This window comes from Sandaracinus amylolyticus (assembly GCF_000737325.1).
Taxonomy (GTDB): Bacteria; Myxococcota_A; Polyangia; order Polyangiales; family Sandaracinaceae; genus Sandaracinus; species Sandaracinus amylolyticus.
On sequence record NZ_CP011125.1, the window covers coordinates 1,068,767 to 1,086,496 of the forward strand.

Annotated in this window: 18 protein-coding genes; 5 read left to right on the forward strand and 13 right to left on the reverse strand. The window is 71.7% G+C overall.

Annotated features, from left to right (window positions below):
• Positions 1 to 185: 185 nt before the first annotated feature.
• Positions 186 to 1,262, forward strand: coding sequence for a hypothetical protein (locus DB32_RS04320; RefSeq protein WP_053231149.1), 1,077 nt, complete (start codon positions 186 to 188; stop codon positions 1,260 to 1,262).
• A gap of 30 nt (positions 1,263 to 1,292) precedes the next feature.
• On the opposite strand, the gene DB32_RS04325 is transcribed toward DB32_RS04320, so the two are convergent.
• The 6 genes from DB32_RS04325 to DB32_RS47935 all read right to left on the reverse strand — a co-directional run bounded on the left by DB32_RS04325 (position 1,293) and on the right by DB32_RS47935 (position 6,716).
• Positions 1,293 to 2,693 carry a sigma 54-interacting transcriptional regulator gene (locus tag DB32_RS04325; RefSeq protein ID WP_053231150.1) on the reverse strand — a complete coding sequence of 467 codons (1,401 nt, stop codon included), beginning with the start codon at positions 2,691 to 2,693 and terminating at the stop codon, positions 1,293 to 1,295.
• Positions 2,694 to 2,799: 106 nt separating this feature from the next.
• Positions 2,800 to 4,533, reverse strand: a complete 1,734-nt coding sequence (locus tag DB32_RS04330; RefSeq protein ID WP_053231151.1) for a hypothetical protein — start codon at positions 4,531 to 4,533, stop codon at positions 2,800 to 2,802.
• Positions 4,534 to 4,543: 10 nt separating this feature from the next.
• Positions 4,544 to 5,284 (reverse strand): TadE/TadG family type IV pilus assembly protein, encoded by a 741-nt coding sequence (locus DB32_RS04335; protein WP_053231152.1) that lies wholly within the window; start codon positions 5,282 to 5,284, stop codon positions 4,544 to 4,546.
• Between the two features lie 431 nt (positions 5,285 to 5,715).
• Positions 5,716 to 6,222 (reverse strand): A24 family peptidase, encoded by a 507-nt coding sequence (locus DB32_RS47925; RefSeq protein WP_053231153.1) that lies wholly within the window; start codon positions 6,220 to 6,222, stop codon positions 5,716 to 5,718.
• Positions 6,222 to 6,431: a Flp family type IVb pilin gene (locus tag DB32_RS47930; protein ID WP_169791332.1), complete on the reverse strand. Its 210-nt coding sequence runs from the start codon at positions 6,429 to 6,431 to the stop codon at positions 6,222 to 6,224. Before DB32_RS47930 ends, DB32_RS47925 begins: the two co-directional genes overlap by 1 nt.
• A 96-nt stretch (positions 6,432 to 6,527) precedes the next feature.
• The gene (locus DB32_RS47935) at positions 6,528 to 6,716 is read right to left on the reverse strand and encodes a hypothetical protein (RefSeq protein WP_169791333.1); all 189 of its coding nucleotides are present in this window, start codon (positions 6,714 to 6,716) and stop codon (positions 6,528 to 6,530) included.
• A 173-nt stretch (positions 6,717 to 6,889) separates the two neighbouring features.
• Between DB32_RS47935 and DB32_RS04355 the strand changes: the two genes are divergently transcribed.
• Both DB32_RS04355 and DB32_RS04360 read left to right on the forward strand, forming a co-directional pair.
• The gene (locus tag DB32_RS04355; RefSeq protein WP_053231156.1) at positions 6,890 to 7,639 is read left to right on the forward strand and encodes a tetratricopeptide repeat protein; all 750 of its coding nucleotides are present in this window, start codon (positions 6,890 to 6,892) and stop codon (positions 7,637 to 7,639) included.
• The gene (locus tag DB32_RS04360) at positions 7,590 to 9,095 is read left to right on the forward strand and encodes a DUF4832 domain-containing protein (RefSeq protein ID WP_053231157.1); all 1,506 of its coding nucleotides are present in this window, start codon (positions 7,590 to 7,592) and stop codon (positions 9,093 to 9,095) included. The genes DB32_RS04355 and DB32_RS04360 overlap by 50 nt, the downstream gene beginning before the upstream one ends.
• Here the strand turns inward: DB32_RS04360 and DB32_RS04365 are convergent, their stop codons facing one another.
• The 6 genes from DB32_RS04365 to DB32_RS04390 form a co-directional block, all read right to left on the reverse strand.
• Positions 9,096 to 10,589 (reverse strand): serine/threonine-protein kinase, encoded by a 1,494-nt coding sequence (locus DB32_RS04365; protein ID WP_053231158.1) that lies wholly within the window; start codon positions 10,587 to 10,589, stop codon positions 9,096 to 9,098.
• A gap of 76 nt (positions 10,590 to 10,665) precedes the next feature.
• A complete protein-coding gene (locus tag DB32_RS04370; protein WP_053231159.1) occupies positions 10,666 to 12,129 on the reverse strand; it encodes a dihydrolipoamide acetyltransferase family protein in 1,464 nt (487 codons plus the stop codon).
• 8 nt (positions 12,130 to 12,137) lie between these two features.
• Positions 12,138 to 13,112, reverse strand: a complete 975-nt coding sequence (locus DB32_RS04375) for an alpha-ketoacid dehydrogenase subunit beta (protein WP_053238678.1) — start codon at positions 13,110 to 13,112, stop codon at positions 12,138 to 12,140.
• 20 nt (positions 13,113 to 13,132) lie between these two features.
• Positions 13,133 to 14,068: a thiamine pyrophosphate-dependent dehydrogenase E1 component subunit alpha gene (locus DB32_RS04380; RefSeq protein ID WP_053231160.1), complete on the reverse strand. Its 936-nt coding sequence runs from the start codon at positions 14,066 to 14,068 to the stop codon at positions 13,133 to 13,135.
• An 85-nt stretch (positions 14,069 to 14,153) separates the two neighbouring features.
• Positions 14,154 to 14,624 (reverse strand): response regulator, encoded by a 471-nt coding sequence (locus tag DB32_RS04385; RefSeq protein WP_169791334.1) that lies wholly within the window; start codon positions 14,622 to 14,624, stop codon positions 14,154 to 14,156.
• 85 nt (positions 14,625 to 14,709) lie between these two features.
• Complete coding sequence (locus DB32_RS04390) at positions 14,710 to 15,345, reverse strand: CDP-alcohol phosphatidyltransferase family protein (RefSeq protein ID WP_053231162.1); 636 nt, start codon at positions 15,343 to 15,345, stop codon at positions 14,710 to 14,712.
• Positions 15,346 to 15,485: 140 nt separating this feature from the next.
• Here DB32_RS04390 and DB32_RS04395 point away from each other — a divergent pair, with 140 nt between their 5' ends.
• Both DB32_RS04395 and DB32_RS49005 read left to right on the forward strand, forming a co-directional pair.
• Positions 15,486 to 16,154, forward strand: a complete 669-nt coding sequence (locus DB32_RS04395) for a hypothetical protein (RefSeq protein ID WP_053231163.1) — start codon at positions 15,486 to 15,488, stop codon at positions 16,152 to 16,154.
• Between the two features lie 103 nt (positions 16,155 to 16,257).
• Positions 16,258 to 16,689: a hypothetical protein gene (locus DB32_RS49005; RefSeq protein WP_053231164.1), complete on the forward strand. Its 432-nt coding sequence runs from the start codon at positions 16,258 to 16,260 to the stop codon at positions 16,687 to 16,689.
• 27 nt (positions 16,690 to 16,716) lie between these two features.
• On the opposite strand, the gene lipA is transcribed toward DB32_RS49005, so the two are convergent.
• Positions 16,717 to 17,667 carry a lipoyl synthase gene (gene lipA / locus DB32_RS04405; protein ID WP_075097445.1) on the reverse strand — a complete coding sequence of 317 codons (951 nt, stop codon included), beginning with the start codon at positions 17,665 to 17,667 and terminating at the stop codon, positions 16,717 to 16,719.
• Positions 17,668 to 17,730 lie beyond the last annotated feature (63 nt).

Sequence of the window (17,730 nt, forward strand, 5' to 3'; positions counted from 1 at the left end):
CTCGAAGCGTCGCGGCGAACGGCGGAGCGCGCCGAGGAAGTCGTCCACGAAGATGCCCGCCACCACGCTCATCGCGTCGTGAGGATGCGGCGTGCGCGCGCGCGCCGACAGGGACCTCGGGTTTCCCCCAGTGTCGTCGCGCTCGCGCGCTCGTGCATCGTCGCCGCCGGTCGGGAGGACTGCGCGTGAAGACGAGGAGAGCGATCGCGGTGTGGCTCGTCGCCTTCGTGATCGGCTGCGGAGGCGACGACGCCGACACGCCGGCCGACGGCGGCGGCATGACGTCACCCGACGCGCGAGCGGAGGAGGTCGACGCCGCGCTCGCCGACGCGGGTGATGCGCACGACGCGGGTGGTGCGCACGACGCCGGCGACGGGCACGACGCCGGCGACACACCCGACGCGCACGTCGGCGACGACGCGGGCCCGCCGTGCGCCGGCGACGAGGAGCGCATCGATGGTGCGTGCGTGGGGACGCCGCGCGCCCTGGCGTCGCTCGCGCTCTGGCTGCGCTCGGACCGCGGCGTCGTGTGCGCGGACGGCGTCGTCACCGGATGGACGGATCAGTCGGACTCCGGGCGCGACGCGATCCAGGCGCGACCCGGGATGGGACCGCGCTGCGGGGCCGAGTCGGGCGAGCTCGACGGAGACGACGTCGTCTCGTTCGCGCCCGCCGGCGAGTGGTCGCGCGCGTCGCAGGACGACGCGCTGCTCGCGGTCGACCTCACGCCGCTCGAGGGAACGTTCACCGCGATCGTCGTCGCGCGCCGCGCGCTGCCGCACAAAGATCTCTCGTTCGTCCTCGGCACCGCGCTGCCCGGCGAGGTCGACGTGCCCTGCCTCGCCGGACCGTCGTCGCCCGAGTACCGCAGCGCTCCGCAACTCGGCTGGCGGACCGCGACGCGCACGACGTTCGACCTCGGCTGCGATCGCGTCGAGGTCGACGTGGCCGCCGAGGACGCGCGCGTCGAGATCGTCACCGCGCGCATCGGCCGCAGCAGCAGCCCCGTGCCGGTCCCGCATCGCTCGTTGTGGTCGGGCACGAGCCCCGTCACGTCCGGGGCGACCGACGGCTTCGCCTCCGACTCGAACGCCGGCCGGATCGGGCGTGGTCAGGGCGGCTCGCTGCTCGACACGCGCTTCCGCGGCGACGTCGCGGAGATCATCGTCTTCGACGCGCACCTCGACGGCACGCCGGACGATCCGGCCACGCCTCTCGGCCGCGTGCACGAGTGGGTCCGAGCGCACTGGACGCTCCGCTGAGCCGTCACGACGCCGAGCCGTCGACGCGCGTCACTCGTGCGCGTCGTCCTCGCTCATCCACCCGAACGTGATCAGGAATCGCCGCGTCTGCCGCCGCGAGTACCCGAGCGCGCGCGCGATGCGCGAGACGTTCGTGCCGTGCTCCTCGACGAGACCTGCGAGCTCCGCGCGATCGGGCGGCGGACGCTGGGGACGCGACTTCTTCTTGCGCAGCGGCGCGACGATCGCGGGCGGGCTCGGCGCGATCGTCGGCGCGACGAGCACCACGGCCTCGCTCTCCATCGTCGTCGCCGTGCTCACCGCGACGCGGCGCGCCGACAGCGCGGGCACGTCCAGGCGATCGACGATCGTCGCGAGCGTCAGCGGCCCCTCCGCCGCGCGGATGCGCAGCTCGGTCGCGACGCGGATCAGCTCGCGCACGTTGAACGGCCACGGATGCAGCAGCAGCGCCTCCGCGAGATCCGCGTCGAGCTCGGACGTCGATCGACCGAGCGTGCGCTCGACGAGCGCGAGCACGTCCTCGCGCCGCTCGCGCAGCGGCGGCGTGCGCAGCACGACACCGGCGAGGCGCGAGTAGAGATCGCCGCGGAACCGACCCTCGTCGACCGCGGTGCGCAGATCGCGATGCGTCGCGGCGACGATCGTCGCCTGCGCCGCGAACGTCTTGGTCGATCCGACCGGCGTCACCGCGCGCTCTTCGAGCGCGCGCAGCAGCTTCGCCTGGATCGCGAGCGGCATCTCGCCGATCTCGTCGAGGAAGAGCGTGCCTCCGTGCGCCTGTCGCAGCACGCCGGGGAAGTCGCTGCGCGCGCCGGTGAACGCGCCCGCGACGTGCCCGAAGAGCTGGCTCTCTGCGAGCGCCTCCGGGATCGCGCCGCAGTTGAGCGCGACGAACGCGCCGCTGCGCCCGCTCGTGTCGTGCAGCGCGCGCGCGACGAGCTCCTTGCCGGTGCCGCTCTCGCCGAGCACGAGGATCGGGACGTCGTGGGGCGCGACGGTGCCGATCGCGCCGCGCAACCGCTGCATGCTCGGCGCGGTGCCGAGGAGGGCGGCGACGCTCGCGTCGATCGCGCCGCGCGCGCGGAGTCGCACCACGAAGAGCGAGTCCCCGGTGCGGATCACGTCACCATCCGTTGCGATCGCGCGCTGCACGCGCGCGCCCATCACGAACGTGCCGTTGGTGCTCGTGTCCTCGACGCGCACCCGATCGCCCTCGGGCACGAGCCGCACGTGCTTGCGCGAGATGCGCGCGTCGGGGATCGCGTAGACGCCCGGCTCACGCGCGCGCCCGATCACCAGCGCGTCGAGCAGTGGCATCGTCACCGCGCTCGAGAGCCCCGGCCCGTGCACGTGCACCAGCGAGAGCTCCGCGCTCGTCGTCGCGATCGCCTCGGCTCCCGCCTGGGCGGTGACTTCCTCGTCCCACGCCATCCGTCGCGTGCGGCCGCGTCGATCGCGGAGCCCACACTGCGGACAGAGTAGGCGGCGCACGCTCGCATCTGCAACCTCGAGATCCACGATGCGCGCCCTTTCCGCGTCAATGAGCGATGATCGTGCCCCACGCCTGCAGCGGGCCGAGCACCGCGGTGCAGTCGAGCCCGGGCACCGCGGAGCACGCCGAGTCGAGCATGCCGATCGCGGGCACGTGCACGCGCCGCATCCGCGCGCGCCACCGCATGTTCCACATCCAGTCGGGGCGATCCGCGAGATCGGTCGACGGGTAGTACATCTCGGCCTGCGCAATCGACATGCGACCGAGATCGGCGAGCGGCAGATCACCGCCTGCCTCGAGGCTCCCACCGCCCGCCACCGCGACGCCGCGCGCCGCGCGATCCGACGGAGTCTCGCCCATCACGAGGATGCGCATCTGGAACGGCTCGCCGCCGAGCTCGACGTCGAACCCACCGCTCTCGAACGCGACGCGCTGCGACGCCATCCCGGTGCGATCCTCGAGCATCCCGGGGTCCTGCTCGATCAGCGTCTGCTCCTCTTCGACCAGGCACGCGTGCACGTGCCGCACGACCTCGATCTCGATCACGCGCGCCGCGTCCCGCAACTCCGGCAGCATGCTCGCGGTGAAGCGCGGCACCTCGGTGATCACGCACGCAGGTCCGCGCGGATCTTCGCTCCATCGACCATCGCACAGGCGCTCGTCGCGCTCGCTGCGCTCGGAGGAGAGCACCTCGTCGTGATCGCTCGGATCGTCGGAGTCGAGCGCGAGATCGTCGTCGGTGTGTCGCACTCGGCCGTCCTCGGCCCAGTAGGCGCGGCGACGTCGCTCGATCTGGTAGACGTAGGACTGGATCCCCGGCGTGGTGCGGCACTCGTGGCGCGCGTCCTCGGCGCGCGTGAGGCAGTCGTCGTGGCCCGCGGCGCCCTCGGCGGGACACGCGCCGGTGGTCTGATCGAAGAGCGCGTTCAGCTCGGCATCACCGGCGTCGAGACAGCCCGACGTGAGCTGCGATCCCAGGCACTCCGACGTGCTCTCGATCGACGGGATCCATCGCTCCACCGAGTACGTGAGTTTCGGCGGCACGCCGCCCTCGCCCGCGCCGCAGAACCACGGCGAGAACGCGGCCACGAGCGCCTCGATCGCGTCGCCGATCGCGTCCTGCACCGCGTCGGGCAGCACGCCGATCTTGTCGAAGGGCAGCATCACGATCTCGCCGACCACGCGACCGGCGCGACCGCAGAGGCGCTCGAAGTCGTCGTCCTCGGTGGGCAGCTCGATGCGCGGCGGCAGCGGCACCCCGGTCTCGGGGATGTCGTCGAACGCGTCGTCCTGGACCACGGCGTTCGCACGCGCCCATGCAGCCGCGGGCACGGCGCGTCGGATCGCAGCCGCGGTGCGATTGCCGATGCGCAGCACCGCGAACACCGGCCCGCGCAGCGCGGCCTCGGCCTGGAAGAGCGCGGTCTGCACCGTGGTCAGCGGCGCGAGCGCGACGAGCGACGCGCCGAACGTCGGGATCGCGAGCGCGAGCACGATCGCGATCGCCACGGCGACGACCGTGATCAGCACCTTGAGCATCACGAGCACGGCGAGCGCGCCCGCCATCACGAGGTTCACGAGCACGAGCAGGTTCATCCCGCGCGCGTGCAACACCGCGGCGGCGAACGCGCTCGCATCGGCCGCGTCCTGCATCGTCTCGCGATGACGGATCGCCTCGCCGACCCCGACCACGTAGAAGACGAGCCCGGTCGCGACGAGCGCCGCGAACAGGCCGAGCACGGTGATCGCGCCGCGCGTGTCGGAGAAACACGATTTCATCGCCGGCTCCTCAGGGGTACGGGTACGGCGCGCCCTGGTTCGTGAGCGTCGCCTCGGCCTGGATCAGTCGATATCGAACGTTCCCGTCGAGCACGCCCGAGAGCGCGCCGGGGCGGGCGGCGTACGAGAGATCGCTGGTGTCGAGCGCGTCGTATTCGTCGCAGAGCAGCTCCGCGACCAGCGGCACGAGGCACGGATACGCCATCGTCACGCGCGCGGTGATCGGCTCGTCCGGCGCGAAGCTGGTGCGGAGCGACGACGAGCCCGGTGTCTCGGGGAAGGTCACCGCCGCGGCCGCGTCGAGATAGATCACGGCGAACGCGAGACGGTCGTTCGAGGCGCCGCCGATCGCGTGGCGGATGCTGCGCGCCGCGCGTCCCGACGCGACCTGCGAGGGCCCGGGCGCGATGCCGAGCAGCGGCCGGAACGCGGCCGTGCGAATGGTCCCGATGCGGCTCGCGGCGGGCAGTCCGCCCGGCGATCCCGACATCGCGGTGACGACCGCGGTGAGCGCGCCCGGGGCCGCCTCGTCTTCGATCATCAACCGCGGAGCGCCGCCGTAATACGACTCGTCGTCGTCGAGCACGACCACCGCGCTGCGCACCGCGCTCTGCGCCGCGTGCCGCACCACGAGCGACGCCTGCGCGATCAATGCGAGCTGCGCGACGCCCATCACCAGCGTGAAGAGCGGCAGAATCGCAATCGCGATCTCGGCGTAGACCGCGCCTCCCTCGTCTCGATATGCCCGCATGTCCAAGCCTCCTCGAGGAGAGCAGGAATCTCTGGTGAGAACGCGAATGAACCGGAGTGCGAACGAAGAAGTGCGATCGAAGAAATTGATGAGGAGAGCAGGAGGAGAAGGAGGGACCACGTGGAGTGTGTTCTCGTGGTCCCGACGCGCGCGCCGTCCCTCGAGTCGAGGTTTCTGCGGGCCGCGCGGCCGCCCCCGACTCCAGAGTCGGGCGCGTCTCGCAACGCGAGGACGAGGCGAGCGAATTCGCCGTGGTACTCCTTCTCCTCCTGCTCTCCTCAAAAGCTCCCGAGTCGAGCTCTCCTGGCGAAATCGCCTCCTACTCCCCTCATCACCGACTGAGTCGCGCGTCTGGTGCAGTCGGCGGAACGAGGAGAGCGGAGTCGGCGTGGTGCTCCGACTCCTTCCTGCTCTCCTCGGAGGACGCGCGGTCAGGTGATGAGCGCGAGCACGAGCCCGCACAGGATCGCCGGGCCGAGCCGCACGCTCGTGCGCGCGTCGTCCTCGTGCGCTTCGTCGCTGCGCACCACTGCGCGGACCGCGACGCGCGCCGTGCGCGTCAGCATGCGTCCGAGCGTTCCTTCGTACGCCTGGCGCCCGAGCACGTAGAGCATTCCGACCACGAACGCCCACCACTGGGCCTCGACGCCGATGCTCGGGCCGAGCATCGCGCCCAGCGCCGCGAAGAGCTTCACGTCGCCGCCGCCCATCGCGCCCTTGCGGAAGAGCAGGTACGGCACGAGCCCCGCTGCGAGCGTGCCGAGCGCGGCCGTGAGCAGCGCGTCGACTCCCCCGCTCACGAGGTGCGCGATCAGCGCGAGGGCGAGCGCGGGCAGCGTGATCGCGTTGGGGATGCGCCCGGTGCGCGCGTCGGTCCACGCGCCGAGCGCCGCGACGGCGGTCGCCGCGATCGCGGCGACCGTGCCCGCCGCGATCATCACGCGCCTCCGCCGCCCGCCGCGCCGATCTGCTCGGTCTGCGACTCGAGCACCGCGACGATCTGATCGCCGAACGCGGTCCACGCCGCGATGCCGGCGATGACGACCAGGCCGACGATCAGGATGTACTCGGTGAACCCGGCCCCTTCGACGTCCTTGTGGAGCGAGCGGAACGAGCGCGAGCGCGAGGTGACGTTGCGGGTCTTCATGGGATCGTCCTCCATCGGTTCGAGAGCACACGACTACGGAGACGCGTCGCTCGGACGAGCGCGCGAGCGAGCCAGTCGGCGACTGCCACGCTGGCGTCAGGGAAAGGGCAACAGCAGCAGCGCGCGGGTGAAGCGATAGGCGCGCAGCATCGGCTCGCCGAGGCTCACCGCGGCGAGCGCGGCGACGAGCGCGAAGGTGCCCACGGCGAAGAGGTACTCGACGAACACTCCACCGCGCGCGTCGTCCACCAACCGAGCGAGCGTGCGAGTCGAGCGCGTCGTCATCGTGACCTCCTGCGTGCTCCCTTGAGCAGCGCGCGTGCCACCTCCGAATGCCGCGATCGCGCCGCGCAGGGGGGTGGGCATCGCGGCCCGTGACGCCGATGCGCAGTGGGCATCGCGGAGGCGCGCTCGATGCCCACGTGGGCGCCGTGGCTCGTGCTACCGTGCCCGCAGGCATGCCTTTCTTGGTCGCGCTCGCACTGCTGCTCCTGGTCGTACCGACCGCCGAAGCACAGCGGGACCGACGCGCGCGCTCACGGGCCGACACGCTCTTCCACGCTGCCGAGATCGCGTACGACGAAGGTCGCTACGAGGCCGCCGCGCAGCTCCTCGAAGAGGCGATCTCGGTGCGCCCGACCGCCGCGTTCCAGTTCAACCTCGGCCGCTGTTACGAGCGCCTCGAGCGCTGGGACGACGCGGAGCGCGCGTATCTCGTGTACCTCGCGTCGATCCGCGATCGCGCCCAGCGACAGCGCGTCGAGGAACGGCTCGTCGTGGTGCGCGAGGAGAGCGCACGCGCGCGTCAGCGCGAAGAGGAAGCGCGCGCCGCGGCGGCTGCGGTGCCGCTCGAGCCCGAGCCGGAGCCCGCGGTGATCGCGCCCGCACCGGCCGGCCCGAGCCTGACGCCCACGCCCTTCGTCCTCGGCGGCGTGGGCATCGCGGGGCTCGCGGTCGGCGGCGCGCTCACCGCGCTCGCGCTCGACGCGGACGCGCAGTCGCAGCACCCATCGACCTCGGGCCGCGATGCCGCCGACGCCCACGCGCGCGCCAACGATCTCGCGCTCGGCGCGACGATCGCATGGGCCGTGGGCGCTGGGCTGCTCGTCACCGGGACCATCTGGCTGATCGTGGAGCTCTCGAGCGGAGGATCGAGCGATGGCGATCGAGCGCGCATCTCGGAGCAGGGCGTCGAGCTTCGTTTCTGATCTGCGCGTCGCGTGCCTCCTCGCGCTCGCCACGACGACGTCGTGCACCTTCGATGCGCCTCGCATCGAAGGTCGTGCTTGCCCCTGTCCGACTGGCTACGTGTGCGTCGCCGACGTGTGCGCGCGCCAGGCCGGCGAAGGCGATGCGGGCGTCAGCGGCGACGCACCGACCCGCGCGCGCACCTACACCGAGATCACCACGCCGATTCTGAACCCCGAGCGCGGCTTCTTCGCGGGCGCCGATCTCACGACGCTCACCAACGCCGACTTCCTCGCGGTCGAGCGCGGCGTGACGCTCACGTACGATCTCGTGCTGCTCGAGCCCTATCGCGAGACCGCGCTGCCGACGACGTTCCTCGACGCGCTCGAGCGCGGGCTCGGCGAGCTGCGCGAGTCCGGCGCGTCCGCGGTGCTGCGCTTTTCGTACAACGAGGCCGACGGCGGCGCCGACGCGACGCTCTCGCAGATCCTCGCGCACATCGAGCAGCTGCGCGGCGTGCTCTCGCGCAACGCCGACGTGATCGCGACGATCGAAGCCGGCTTCATCGGCGTGTACGGCGAGTGGCGCGAGTCGAGCCACGGCAACGAGGGACCGCCGCAGCAGCGCGCGGTCGTCGAGGCGCTGCTCGACGCGCTCGAGGAGCGCACCGCGCTGGTGCGCCGCCCCGAGCTCAAGAGCGACATGTACGGGAATCCCGTCGCGGTCGGGATGGCGTGGAGCGACGCGTACGCGTCGCGCGTCGGGCACCACAACGAGTGCTTCCTCGGCAGCGAGGACGACGGCGGGACGTTCGCGGGCGCCGTGGATCGCTGGCGCGACTACATGGAATCGGAGTCGCCCTTCGTGCCGGTCGGAGGATCGATGTGTCAGCCCTCGGGGCGCGCCAACTGCGCCACGGCGCTCTCCGAGCTCGCGCTGTTCCACTACACGTTCTTGAGCGACGACTACAACACCGAGGTGCTCGACGCGCTCGAGGCCGAAGGGTGCATGGACGAGATCCAGTCGCGCCTCGGATATCGATTCGTGCTCGGGAGCGCGGAGATTCCCGACGCGATCAGGCCCGGCGGCTCGTTCCGACTGCGCGCGCAGCTCGAGAACCGCGGGTTCGCGGCGCCCATGAACCGCCGCGACGTCTGGCTCGTGATCGAAGGGCCGGGCGTGCGTCACGAGGTCGAGCTGCCCGGCACCGACGTGCGGCGTTTCGTGCCCGGGCAGGCTCACGCGCTCGATGCGCGCATCCGACTGCCCGCGTCGATCGCGCCGGGGACCTATCGAGTCGCGCTCTGGGTCCCGTCGCGCTCGGAGAGCGTGCGTGATCGCGCGGAGTACGCGATTCGATTCGCGAACGAAGACACGTGGGATCTCGGCCTGAACGTGCTCGGCGAGATCGAGGTGCGAGACAACGCGGAGGGCGAGAGCGACCCCGAGGCGACCGCGCTGCGCGTGCTGTTCTGATCAGTCCCAGAGATCGTAGTCGTCGCGCGATTGACCACCACGAGCACGCGAGAGCGTGACCTCGACGGACTCCGGCGACGACGGAGAGAGCCGCACGCGCGCCGGGCGGAAGCGCGGCTGGTGCAGCGTGATCTCGCGCGGCGTCGCGACGTCGAGCGAGAGCGGCGTTCGCCCGAGCACGACGTCTCCTTCGCGCACCTCGGCGCGTGGCGTGCTGCTGACTCGAATCGCGCGCACCGGCGCCGGAGGCGGACTCTCTCGCTCGTCGGACGGACTGGCACGCTCGGGCGACGGACTGGCGCTCACGATCGGAGGCGGTACTGCCATGGTCGTGCTCGCGACCGGCACGACGGCGGCCGGCGTCGCGCGCGCCGCGAGCACGCCGCCGACGGCCGCGAACGCGACCACCGCGAGCGCCGCGAGCCACCACCCGCGGTTCGAGCGCGCGCGCCCGGATTGCGTGATGCGGACCCGCGACTCGCCTTCCGCCGCGATGGGCGCGAACGACGTGTCCGCTCCGCGGCGCAGCGCAGCCATCGCGTCCAGGCGCGCGCGGCAGTGCGCGCGGAGGAGCGCAGCCGCATCGTCGGCGCTGCTCGACGTCACGAAAGGCAGCAGCTGCGCGCGCAGCTCGGCCATGCTCGACGTGCGCGCCGCGGGATCGCGCGCCAGCGCGGCGAGGCACGCCCGATCGAGCGCGGGCGTGACGTCCGGCGCGAGCACCGAGGGCGCCGCGATCTCTCCGTCGAGCACCGCGCGGATCGTCGCGGCCTCCGACTCGCGCTTGAAGAGCCGTTCGCCCGTGAGCGCTTCCCACAGCACGCACCCGAGCGAGAACACGTCCCAGCGCGCATCGGGCCGACCGCCGTCGAGCGCTTCGGGCGCGGTGTACGCGAGCTTGCCCTTCAGCTCGCCGGTGCGCGTGCGCGCGAGCCGTCCTTCCGCGGCCGCGACGCCGAAGTCGAGCAGCTTCACGCTGCCGTCGAGCGTGATCATCACGTTCGACGGCGACACGTCGCGATGCACGAGGTTCAGCGGCGCGCCGGACCCGTCGACGATGGTGTGCGCGGCGTGCAGCCCCGCCGCGATCTCCGCGACGACGTACGCGATCACGTGAACCGGCAGCCGCACGCCGGAGGCGGCGGTCGCGCGCAGGAGCCCGGCGAGCGTCTCGCCCTCGACGAGCTCCATCACGATCGCGAGCTCGGGCGTCGAGACGAGCTCGATCACCTGCGCGACGCTTCGATGCCGCACGTGCGCCGCGAGCCGCGCCTCGTCGGCGAGCATCGCGACGAAGCGCTCGTCCCCCGCGAGCTCGGGGAGAATTCGTTTGAGCACGAACGATTGCGCGAACCCGAGCTCACCGACGAGGCTGGCGAGATAGACCTCCGCCATCCCGCCCCCGCCGATCCGCGCGACCGTGCGATAGCGTCCGAAGCGCGTGCCTTCGGGCAGCGCCCCGATCGGCTCGCTCGTCGCCCGCGCCGACGTCATCGACGATGACCGTACCACGCGTGATCGTGTCGCCGTCCCGGCGAACCGGGTCACGACGACACGTCACGAGCGCAGATCAGGCCATCTCGAGGAAGAGGCGGTCGGGGTCTTCGAGGTAACCGATGATGTCGTACGCGAACGCCGCGCCGACGTGGCCGTCGACGATGCGGTGATCGAACGAGAGCGAGAGCAGCATGATCTCGCCGATCACGATCTGGTCGTCGCGCACCACCGGCTTCTGCTTGATCTGGTGCACGCCGAGGATGCCGACCTCGGGGAAGTTGAGCACCGGCGTCGCGAAGAGCCCGCCCTGCGTGCCGAGCGACGTGATGGTGAACGTCGAGCCCTGCAGGTCCGCGCTCTGGATCGAGCCGCTCTTCGCCGCCGCGCCGAGCCGATCGATCTCCGCCGCGATCTCGAGGATCGACTTGCGGTCCGCGTCCTTCACGACCGGCACCATCAGGCCCTGATCGGTCGAGGCCGCGATGCCGATGTGGAAGTACTTGCGGTAGACGAGCTCGTTCGTGCTCTCGTCGAGCGCGCTGTTGAGCACGGGGTGCTTCTTCAGCGCGGCCACGACCGCCTTCACGATGAAGGGCAGGAACGTGAGCTTCACGCCCGCCTTCTCGGCCGCGGGCTTGAGGCGCGCGCGCAGCTCCTTGATCTTCGCGACGTCGCACTCCTCGACGAACGTGAAGTGCGCCGCGGTGTTCTTCGACGTCTGCATGCGCTCCGCGATCTTCCGGCGCATCCCGACGAACGGCTTGCGCTCCTCGAGCGCCTTCTCGGTGCCCGCGGGCGGCGTGATCGCGATCGGCGCGCGTCCCTTCGCGCTCGCGACGGGCGCAGCGGGCGGCGGCGTCGAAGGAGCCTCGATCGCACGCGTCGGCGCGCCGCCCGCGAAGCCGCGCACGTCTTCGTTGGTGATGCGCCCACCGGGGCCGGTGCCGGTGACGAAGCGCAGGTCGACCTCGAGCTCGCGCGCGAGCTGACGCGTCGCCGGCGTCGCGAGCGGGCGCTCGCTGACGACCGCGTGCGCGTGTCCGTTCGCGCCGTTCGCGCTCTTCGACGGAGTCGCGATCTTGTCGAAGAAGCCAGCGCCAGGAAGCGTGTCCTTGATGTCGCCGACGGCCGTCGCGGCGGGCTCGCTCTTCGCGCTCGCGACCGTGCCCTGCATCGCCGCCGCGGTCGCCGCCGCGGGCGCAGGCGCGGCCTTCGGCGCGACCGGCGCGGGCGCGGGCTTCGCGGCCACGGGAGGCTGCGCGGGCGCGGGCTTCGCGGGCGCGACCACGGCTGCGCCCTCGGTCTCGATCACGACGAGCAGCCCGCCGACCGGCATCACCTGCCCGACGGTCGCGCACGTCTCGAGGATCGTGCCCTTCTTCGGCGCGCCGATGGTGACCGTCGCCTTGTCGGTCATCACCTCGACCATCGCCTGGTCTTCCTTGACCTGATCGCCGACGTTGACGTGCCAGGCGACGATCTCGCCCTCGGCGACGCCTTCACCGATGTCGGGAAGCTTGAACTCGAAGCGAGCCATGGTGCCTCTCAGTAATTCGCAGTGGCGATGAGCTGGGGAACGACGCGGTGCGCGAGCGGCAGGTACTCGTTCTCGAGCGTGTACGGGAACGGCGTGTCCCAGCCCGTCACGCGCGCCGGCGGCGCCTGGAAGTGCAGGAACGACTTCTCGCTGACGAGCTGCAGGATCTCCGCGCCGAACCCGCACGCCTTCGGCGCCTCGTGCACGACCACGATACGCCCGGTCTTCTCGACGCTGCGCACGATCGTGTCGAGGTCGAGCGGCCACAGCGTGCGCAGATCGATCACCTCGCACGAGATGCCCTGCTCCGCGACCTGCTCCGCCGCGCTCAGCGCCTCGTAGAGCATCGCGCCCCACGCGACCAGCGTGAGCGAGTCTCCCTCGCGCACCACCTTCGCCTCGCCGAGCGGCAGCGTGTACGCCTCGTCCGGCACGTCCATCTTCACCGCGCGGTACACGCGCTTCGGCTCGAAGAAGAGCACCGGATCGTCGTCCTGGATCGCCGCCGCGAGCAGGCCCTTCGCGTCGTACGGGTTGCTCGGGCACACGACCTTCAGGCCCGCGGTGTGGATGAAGAGCGCCTCGGGCGACTGCGAGTGGTACGCGCCGCCCTTGATGCCGCCGCCGTACGGCGTGCGGATCACCATCGGGCACGGGTACTCGCCGCCCGAGCGATAGCGGGACTTCGCGGCCTCGCTGACGATCTGATCGAACGCGGGATAGATGAAGTCGGCGAACTGGATCTCGGGCACCGGGCGCATCCCGTACGCCGCCATGCCGATCGCGGTGCCGATGATCCCGCCCTCGTTGAGCGGCGTGTCGATCACGCGGCCGTCGCCGAACTCGTCCCAGAGGCCCTGCGTCACGCGGAAGACGCCGCCGACCTTGCCGACGTCCTCGCCCATCACGACCACGCGCTCGTCGCGGCGCATCTCGAGGCGGAGCGCCTCGTTGATCGCCTGCACCATGTTCTTCTGCGTCATCGTCTCGTCGGCTCCGTCGATCAACGATCTTCGTGGTTGGCGGTCGCGAGCAGGGTCGTGCGCTGGTCCTCGAGGTGGCGCGGCAGCGTCGCGTACACGTCCTCGAACACCGCCTCGCGCGGCGGCGCGCCGACCTGCTGCGCGTGCGCGACGGCGGACTCGATCTCCGTCATCAGCTCGCGTCGCAGCTCGAGCGCGCGGTGCGCGTCCCAGTGACCCTCCGACGACAGACGCGCCTCGAGCGCCTCGATCGGATCGCTCTTGCTCTCGCGGATCGCCTCGACGAGCGTCGGGCCTTCGCCCGCGAGCGCGCGCTGGTGCGCCTGCGCCATCGCGCTCGCGACCGCGCCCGCATCGTCCGCCGAGCACACGAGGCTCTCGACGCCGTACGCGATGCCCTTGTCCGCGACGCGATCGATCGGCGTCGGCGGGTGCGCGCTGCGCGTGCGATCGGTGCGGCAGAAGAAGATCACCGGCGCCTTCGTCGCGCCCGCGAAGTTCACCGCGCTGTGGAAGTCGCCCGCGTCCGCGGCCGTGTCCGCGAACATCGTGAGCACCGCGCACGTCTCGCCGCGCAGCTTCGCGGCCCACGCGTAGCCCGCTGCGTGCGTCATGTGGTTCGAGACGAGGCCCGACGCCGCGGCGATGCGCAGCTCGCGCGACGCGAGGTGCCCCGGCGCCGCGTGACCGCGCATCGGATCTTCGACGCTGCCGAACGCGTGCGCGACGTAGCGCGAGATCGGCAGGCCGCGCACGAGAAACGCTGCGTGGTCGCGCGCGCTCGGGAAGATCGCGTCCTCCGCGCGCATCGCGAGCACGGCCGCGGCGATCGCGGGCTCGAAGCCTCGCGCGTCGGGATGGAAGCCGATGCGACCGGCGCGCGCGAGCTGGGTGAGACGCTCGTCGAGCAGCCGCGCGCGCACCGCGTGACGGTGGATCGCGAGCAGGTCCGCCATGATCGGCGGCTCCTATAACACGACGCGCAATCCCGTTGCGCGCGCGCTGTGACCGACCTCCGCGTACGTGGGACGACGCGCTGCGTCAGCCCGCGCTCGCGTCGGGCGGTGCGGCATCGTCGGGCGCGGTGAGCCGCGCGAGCATCGACTCGAGCTCGTCGAGGCGGAACGGCTTGTCGATCACCGGCAGCCCGGTCGCGCTCACGTAGCGACGCAGCGCTTCGGAGAGCCCGCCGCCGGTCATCCACACGAAGCGCTGCGCGAGCGGGTGCTGGCGCGCGACGAGCCCGCGGTGGAGCTCGACGCCGTGGACCCACGGCATGCGCACGTCGCTCAGCACGAGATCGATATCGGCGTCGTTCGCCTCGATCACGCGCATCGCTTCGCCGCCGTGCTCGGCCACGCTCACGTCGAAGCGCGCGCGCAGGACCGTGCGGAGCACGTCGCGCAGCGCGGCCTCGTCGTCGACGATCAGCACGTGCGCGCGCGCCGCATCCACCCGCGGGAGCGAGGGCCGCGTGCGGGTGCGCGATCGATCGGCGCCGTGCGGATCCATGAGCATCGAGTCTGCGACACGGCCCTCCGCTCGAACATATCGGGGAAACCCTCGGTCCCGAGGGTGATTGACGTCGAACCGGCGGCTAGGGCTTCGGAATCCGCAGAGAAGCGCTGATCATCGCGGACCCGCTGAGCGCGTAGATCAGGACCAACGGGTGCAGCTCCCACGGACCAATCCGGAGCGCGCCGAGCCAGAGCTGGTCGTGCACCGCGCCGGCCCAGAACGCGCCGCCGAGGATCGCGACCAGACCGAGGCTCGTCGGGATCGGCGTGCCCTCGTAGTACTTCACCTTCCCGTCGTCGCCCGAGAGCGCGCTCGCCGTCACGTTGTACCGAGCGAGGCGGCTGATCCCGCACGCGACGAAGTACACGAGCACGAGCGCGTCCCACCCGCCGTCCATGCCGAGCGCGAACGCGAGCACCGCGGGCGCGACGCCGAAGCTCACGACGTCGGCGAGCGAGTCGAGGTCCGCGCCGAGCGGTGACTGCCTGCGACGCCATCGCGCGACCGCTCCGTCGAGCACGTCCGCGACGAGCGCGATCGGCAGGAGCGCGAACGCGCCGAGCGCGTAGGCGGGGTCGCGCTCCGCGACGTAGCGGAGACAGAGGAAGATCGCGCCGGTGCCGCTCGCCGCGTTCGCCATCGTGACGAGGTCGGCGAGCACGAACGTGCGCAGCATCGAGAAGTGCTTGGGCCGAGTCGGACGCGTGTCGTTCATCGGTGCTCCTCGCCAGGATAGGCCCCGCGAGGCCGATCCGTGTGGGCCGGGGCGCGCGATCTCGCGTGGCAGCTCGCGTCGCGACGCGTGCTGCGCGCCGGCACGCGCCTTGTAACGGCTGCGCGCCCGGAGGACGAGCGATGGAACGCGTGGACGAGACGAGCACCTACGTTCCGAGCGGCGCGTTGCCGCTCACCACCATCAACTGGCGCGCGATCTTCGGCGGAGTCGTGGTCGCGCTCGCCGTGCAGATCCTGCTGACGACGCTCGGGCTCGCGATCGGCGCGACGACGGTCGGTGCGAGCACCGACGCGAGCACCGCGCGCGACGCCGGGATCGGCGTCGGCATCTGGTACCTCGTGAGCAACCTGATCTCGGTGTTCTGCGGCGGTCTCGTCGCGGGCATCAGCGCGCGAGAGACGACGCGCACGCTCGGCGCGATCGAGGGCATGGTGGTGTGGGCGCTCTCGCTGCTGCTCTTCCTGTGGTTCGTGACCGGCGGCGTGCAGTCGCTGATCGCGCAGGCGAGCGGGATGATCATGCCGGAGCCGGACGTGCGCGGCATGCAGATGCCTCAGGGCCTCGAGGACATGGGTCCCGATCTGTCGCGACGCGATGCGCAGCAGGTCGCGACGGCGTCGACGATCGCGGCGTGGATCGCGTTCGGGACGCTGCTCCTCGCCGCGGTGTCCGGCACGATCGGCGGGATCGTGGGCGCGCGCTTCAACCGTCGGCGCCTCGTGGTGCCGAGCATCGGCTATCGCCGCGAGGTCGTGCCGCCGGTGGCGATCCATCCGCGCGAGGCGTGATCGCGCGCCGCGCGGGCCGGTCACGACGGGGCCGCGCCCGCGCGCGCGACACGACGTAGAATGCCGTCGCCCTCGCGTCGCGCGAGAGCGAGGACGACGACACGTGGACGACGAGGTGTGCTCGCTGACACGCTCGCGCATCGCGCTCCTGTGGCTCGCGTTGGTGAGCGCCTGCAGCGGCGCGCACGACGGGAGCCCCGCAGCGCCTCACGTGATCGCGCCGGGTCAGGAGGCGACGGTCGCGGCGATGCTCGGGGAGGGCGATCCGCTTCCCGACGGGTGCACGTGGGACGGAGCCGCGATCGATCACGATCGCGTGATCGCGCGGTTCGTTTGTGCGACGGGCGGCGTCGCGATCGAGCTCCGACATCCCGAGCTCGGCTCCGGCGCGGCGCGCACCGAGCAGTTCGTCCTCGTGCCGACGAGCGGCACGGCGTCGCCGGCGTTGCTGCGCGCGATCACGGCTCGCGTGCGAGCACGCGAGGCATCGTTCCGATGGTCGCGAACGCAGAGCCGCGCGACCGCCGGGTCGTGATCCGCGCTGCGGCGACCCGAGCGCGGCTCACGAGATGACGTGGAGGCGCGTCTTCTTGCCGTAACGATCCTCGAACGCCGCGCTCGTCGGCACGCCCTTGAGGATCCCCTTGAGGAACGCCTCCGCCGCGCGATAGCTCGAGCGAACGAGCGGACCGCTCGCGACGAAGCGGAAGCCCATCTCGAGCCCCGCGTCGCGATACCGATCGAACTCCGCGGGCTCGACGTAGCGCTTCAGCTCCGCGTGCTTCGGCGAAGGGCGCAGGTACTGCCCGATCGTGAGCACGTCGACCTGCGCGTCGCGCAGCGACCTCATCGCGTCGAGCACCTGCTCCTCGGTCTCGCCGCACCCGACCATCAGCGACGTCTTCGTGACGTTCGCGCCCTCTTCCTTCGCCCAGCGCAGCACGTCGACCGAGCGCTGCCACGAGCACCGCGCGTCGCGCATCGCGCGCTGCAGCGCGGGCACGACCTCGACGTTGTGCGCGAACACGTCGGGGCGCCCTTCGCTCACGACGGTCGCGACGTCGTTGCGCACGCCCTGGAAGTCGCCCACCAGCGTCTCGACGAGCATGTCGGGCGCGTGGTGCTTGATGCGCTGCACGGTGCGCGCGACGTGGTCGGCGCCCCCGTCGAGCAGATCGTCGCGATCGACCATCGTGAGCACGACGTACGCGAGGCCCATCTCGCCGAGCGCGCGCCCGACGTTCTCGGGCTCGCGCGGATCGGTGACACCGCCGGGATCGCCGGTGTTCACCGCGCAGAAACGACACCCGCGGGTGCACGTCTCGCCGAGGATCATGATCGTCGCGGTGCCCTCGCCCCAGCACTCACCGACGTTCGGACAGCGCGCCTCCTCGCACACCGTGTGGAGATCGAGCCTGCGGAGGCGCTCCTTGATCTCCAGATAACGCTCGCCGCCGGGGAGGCGCACGCGCAGCCAGTCGGGCTTCTTCTGCTGCTGCATCGGGGGCTTCATGGGGCTCTCGGGGTGGCGCGTCTATATCACGGGCCCTCGGCGCGGGCCGTGCGCGGAGCCCCT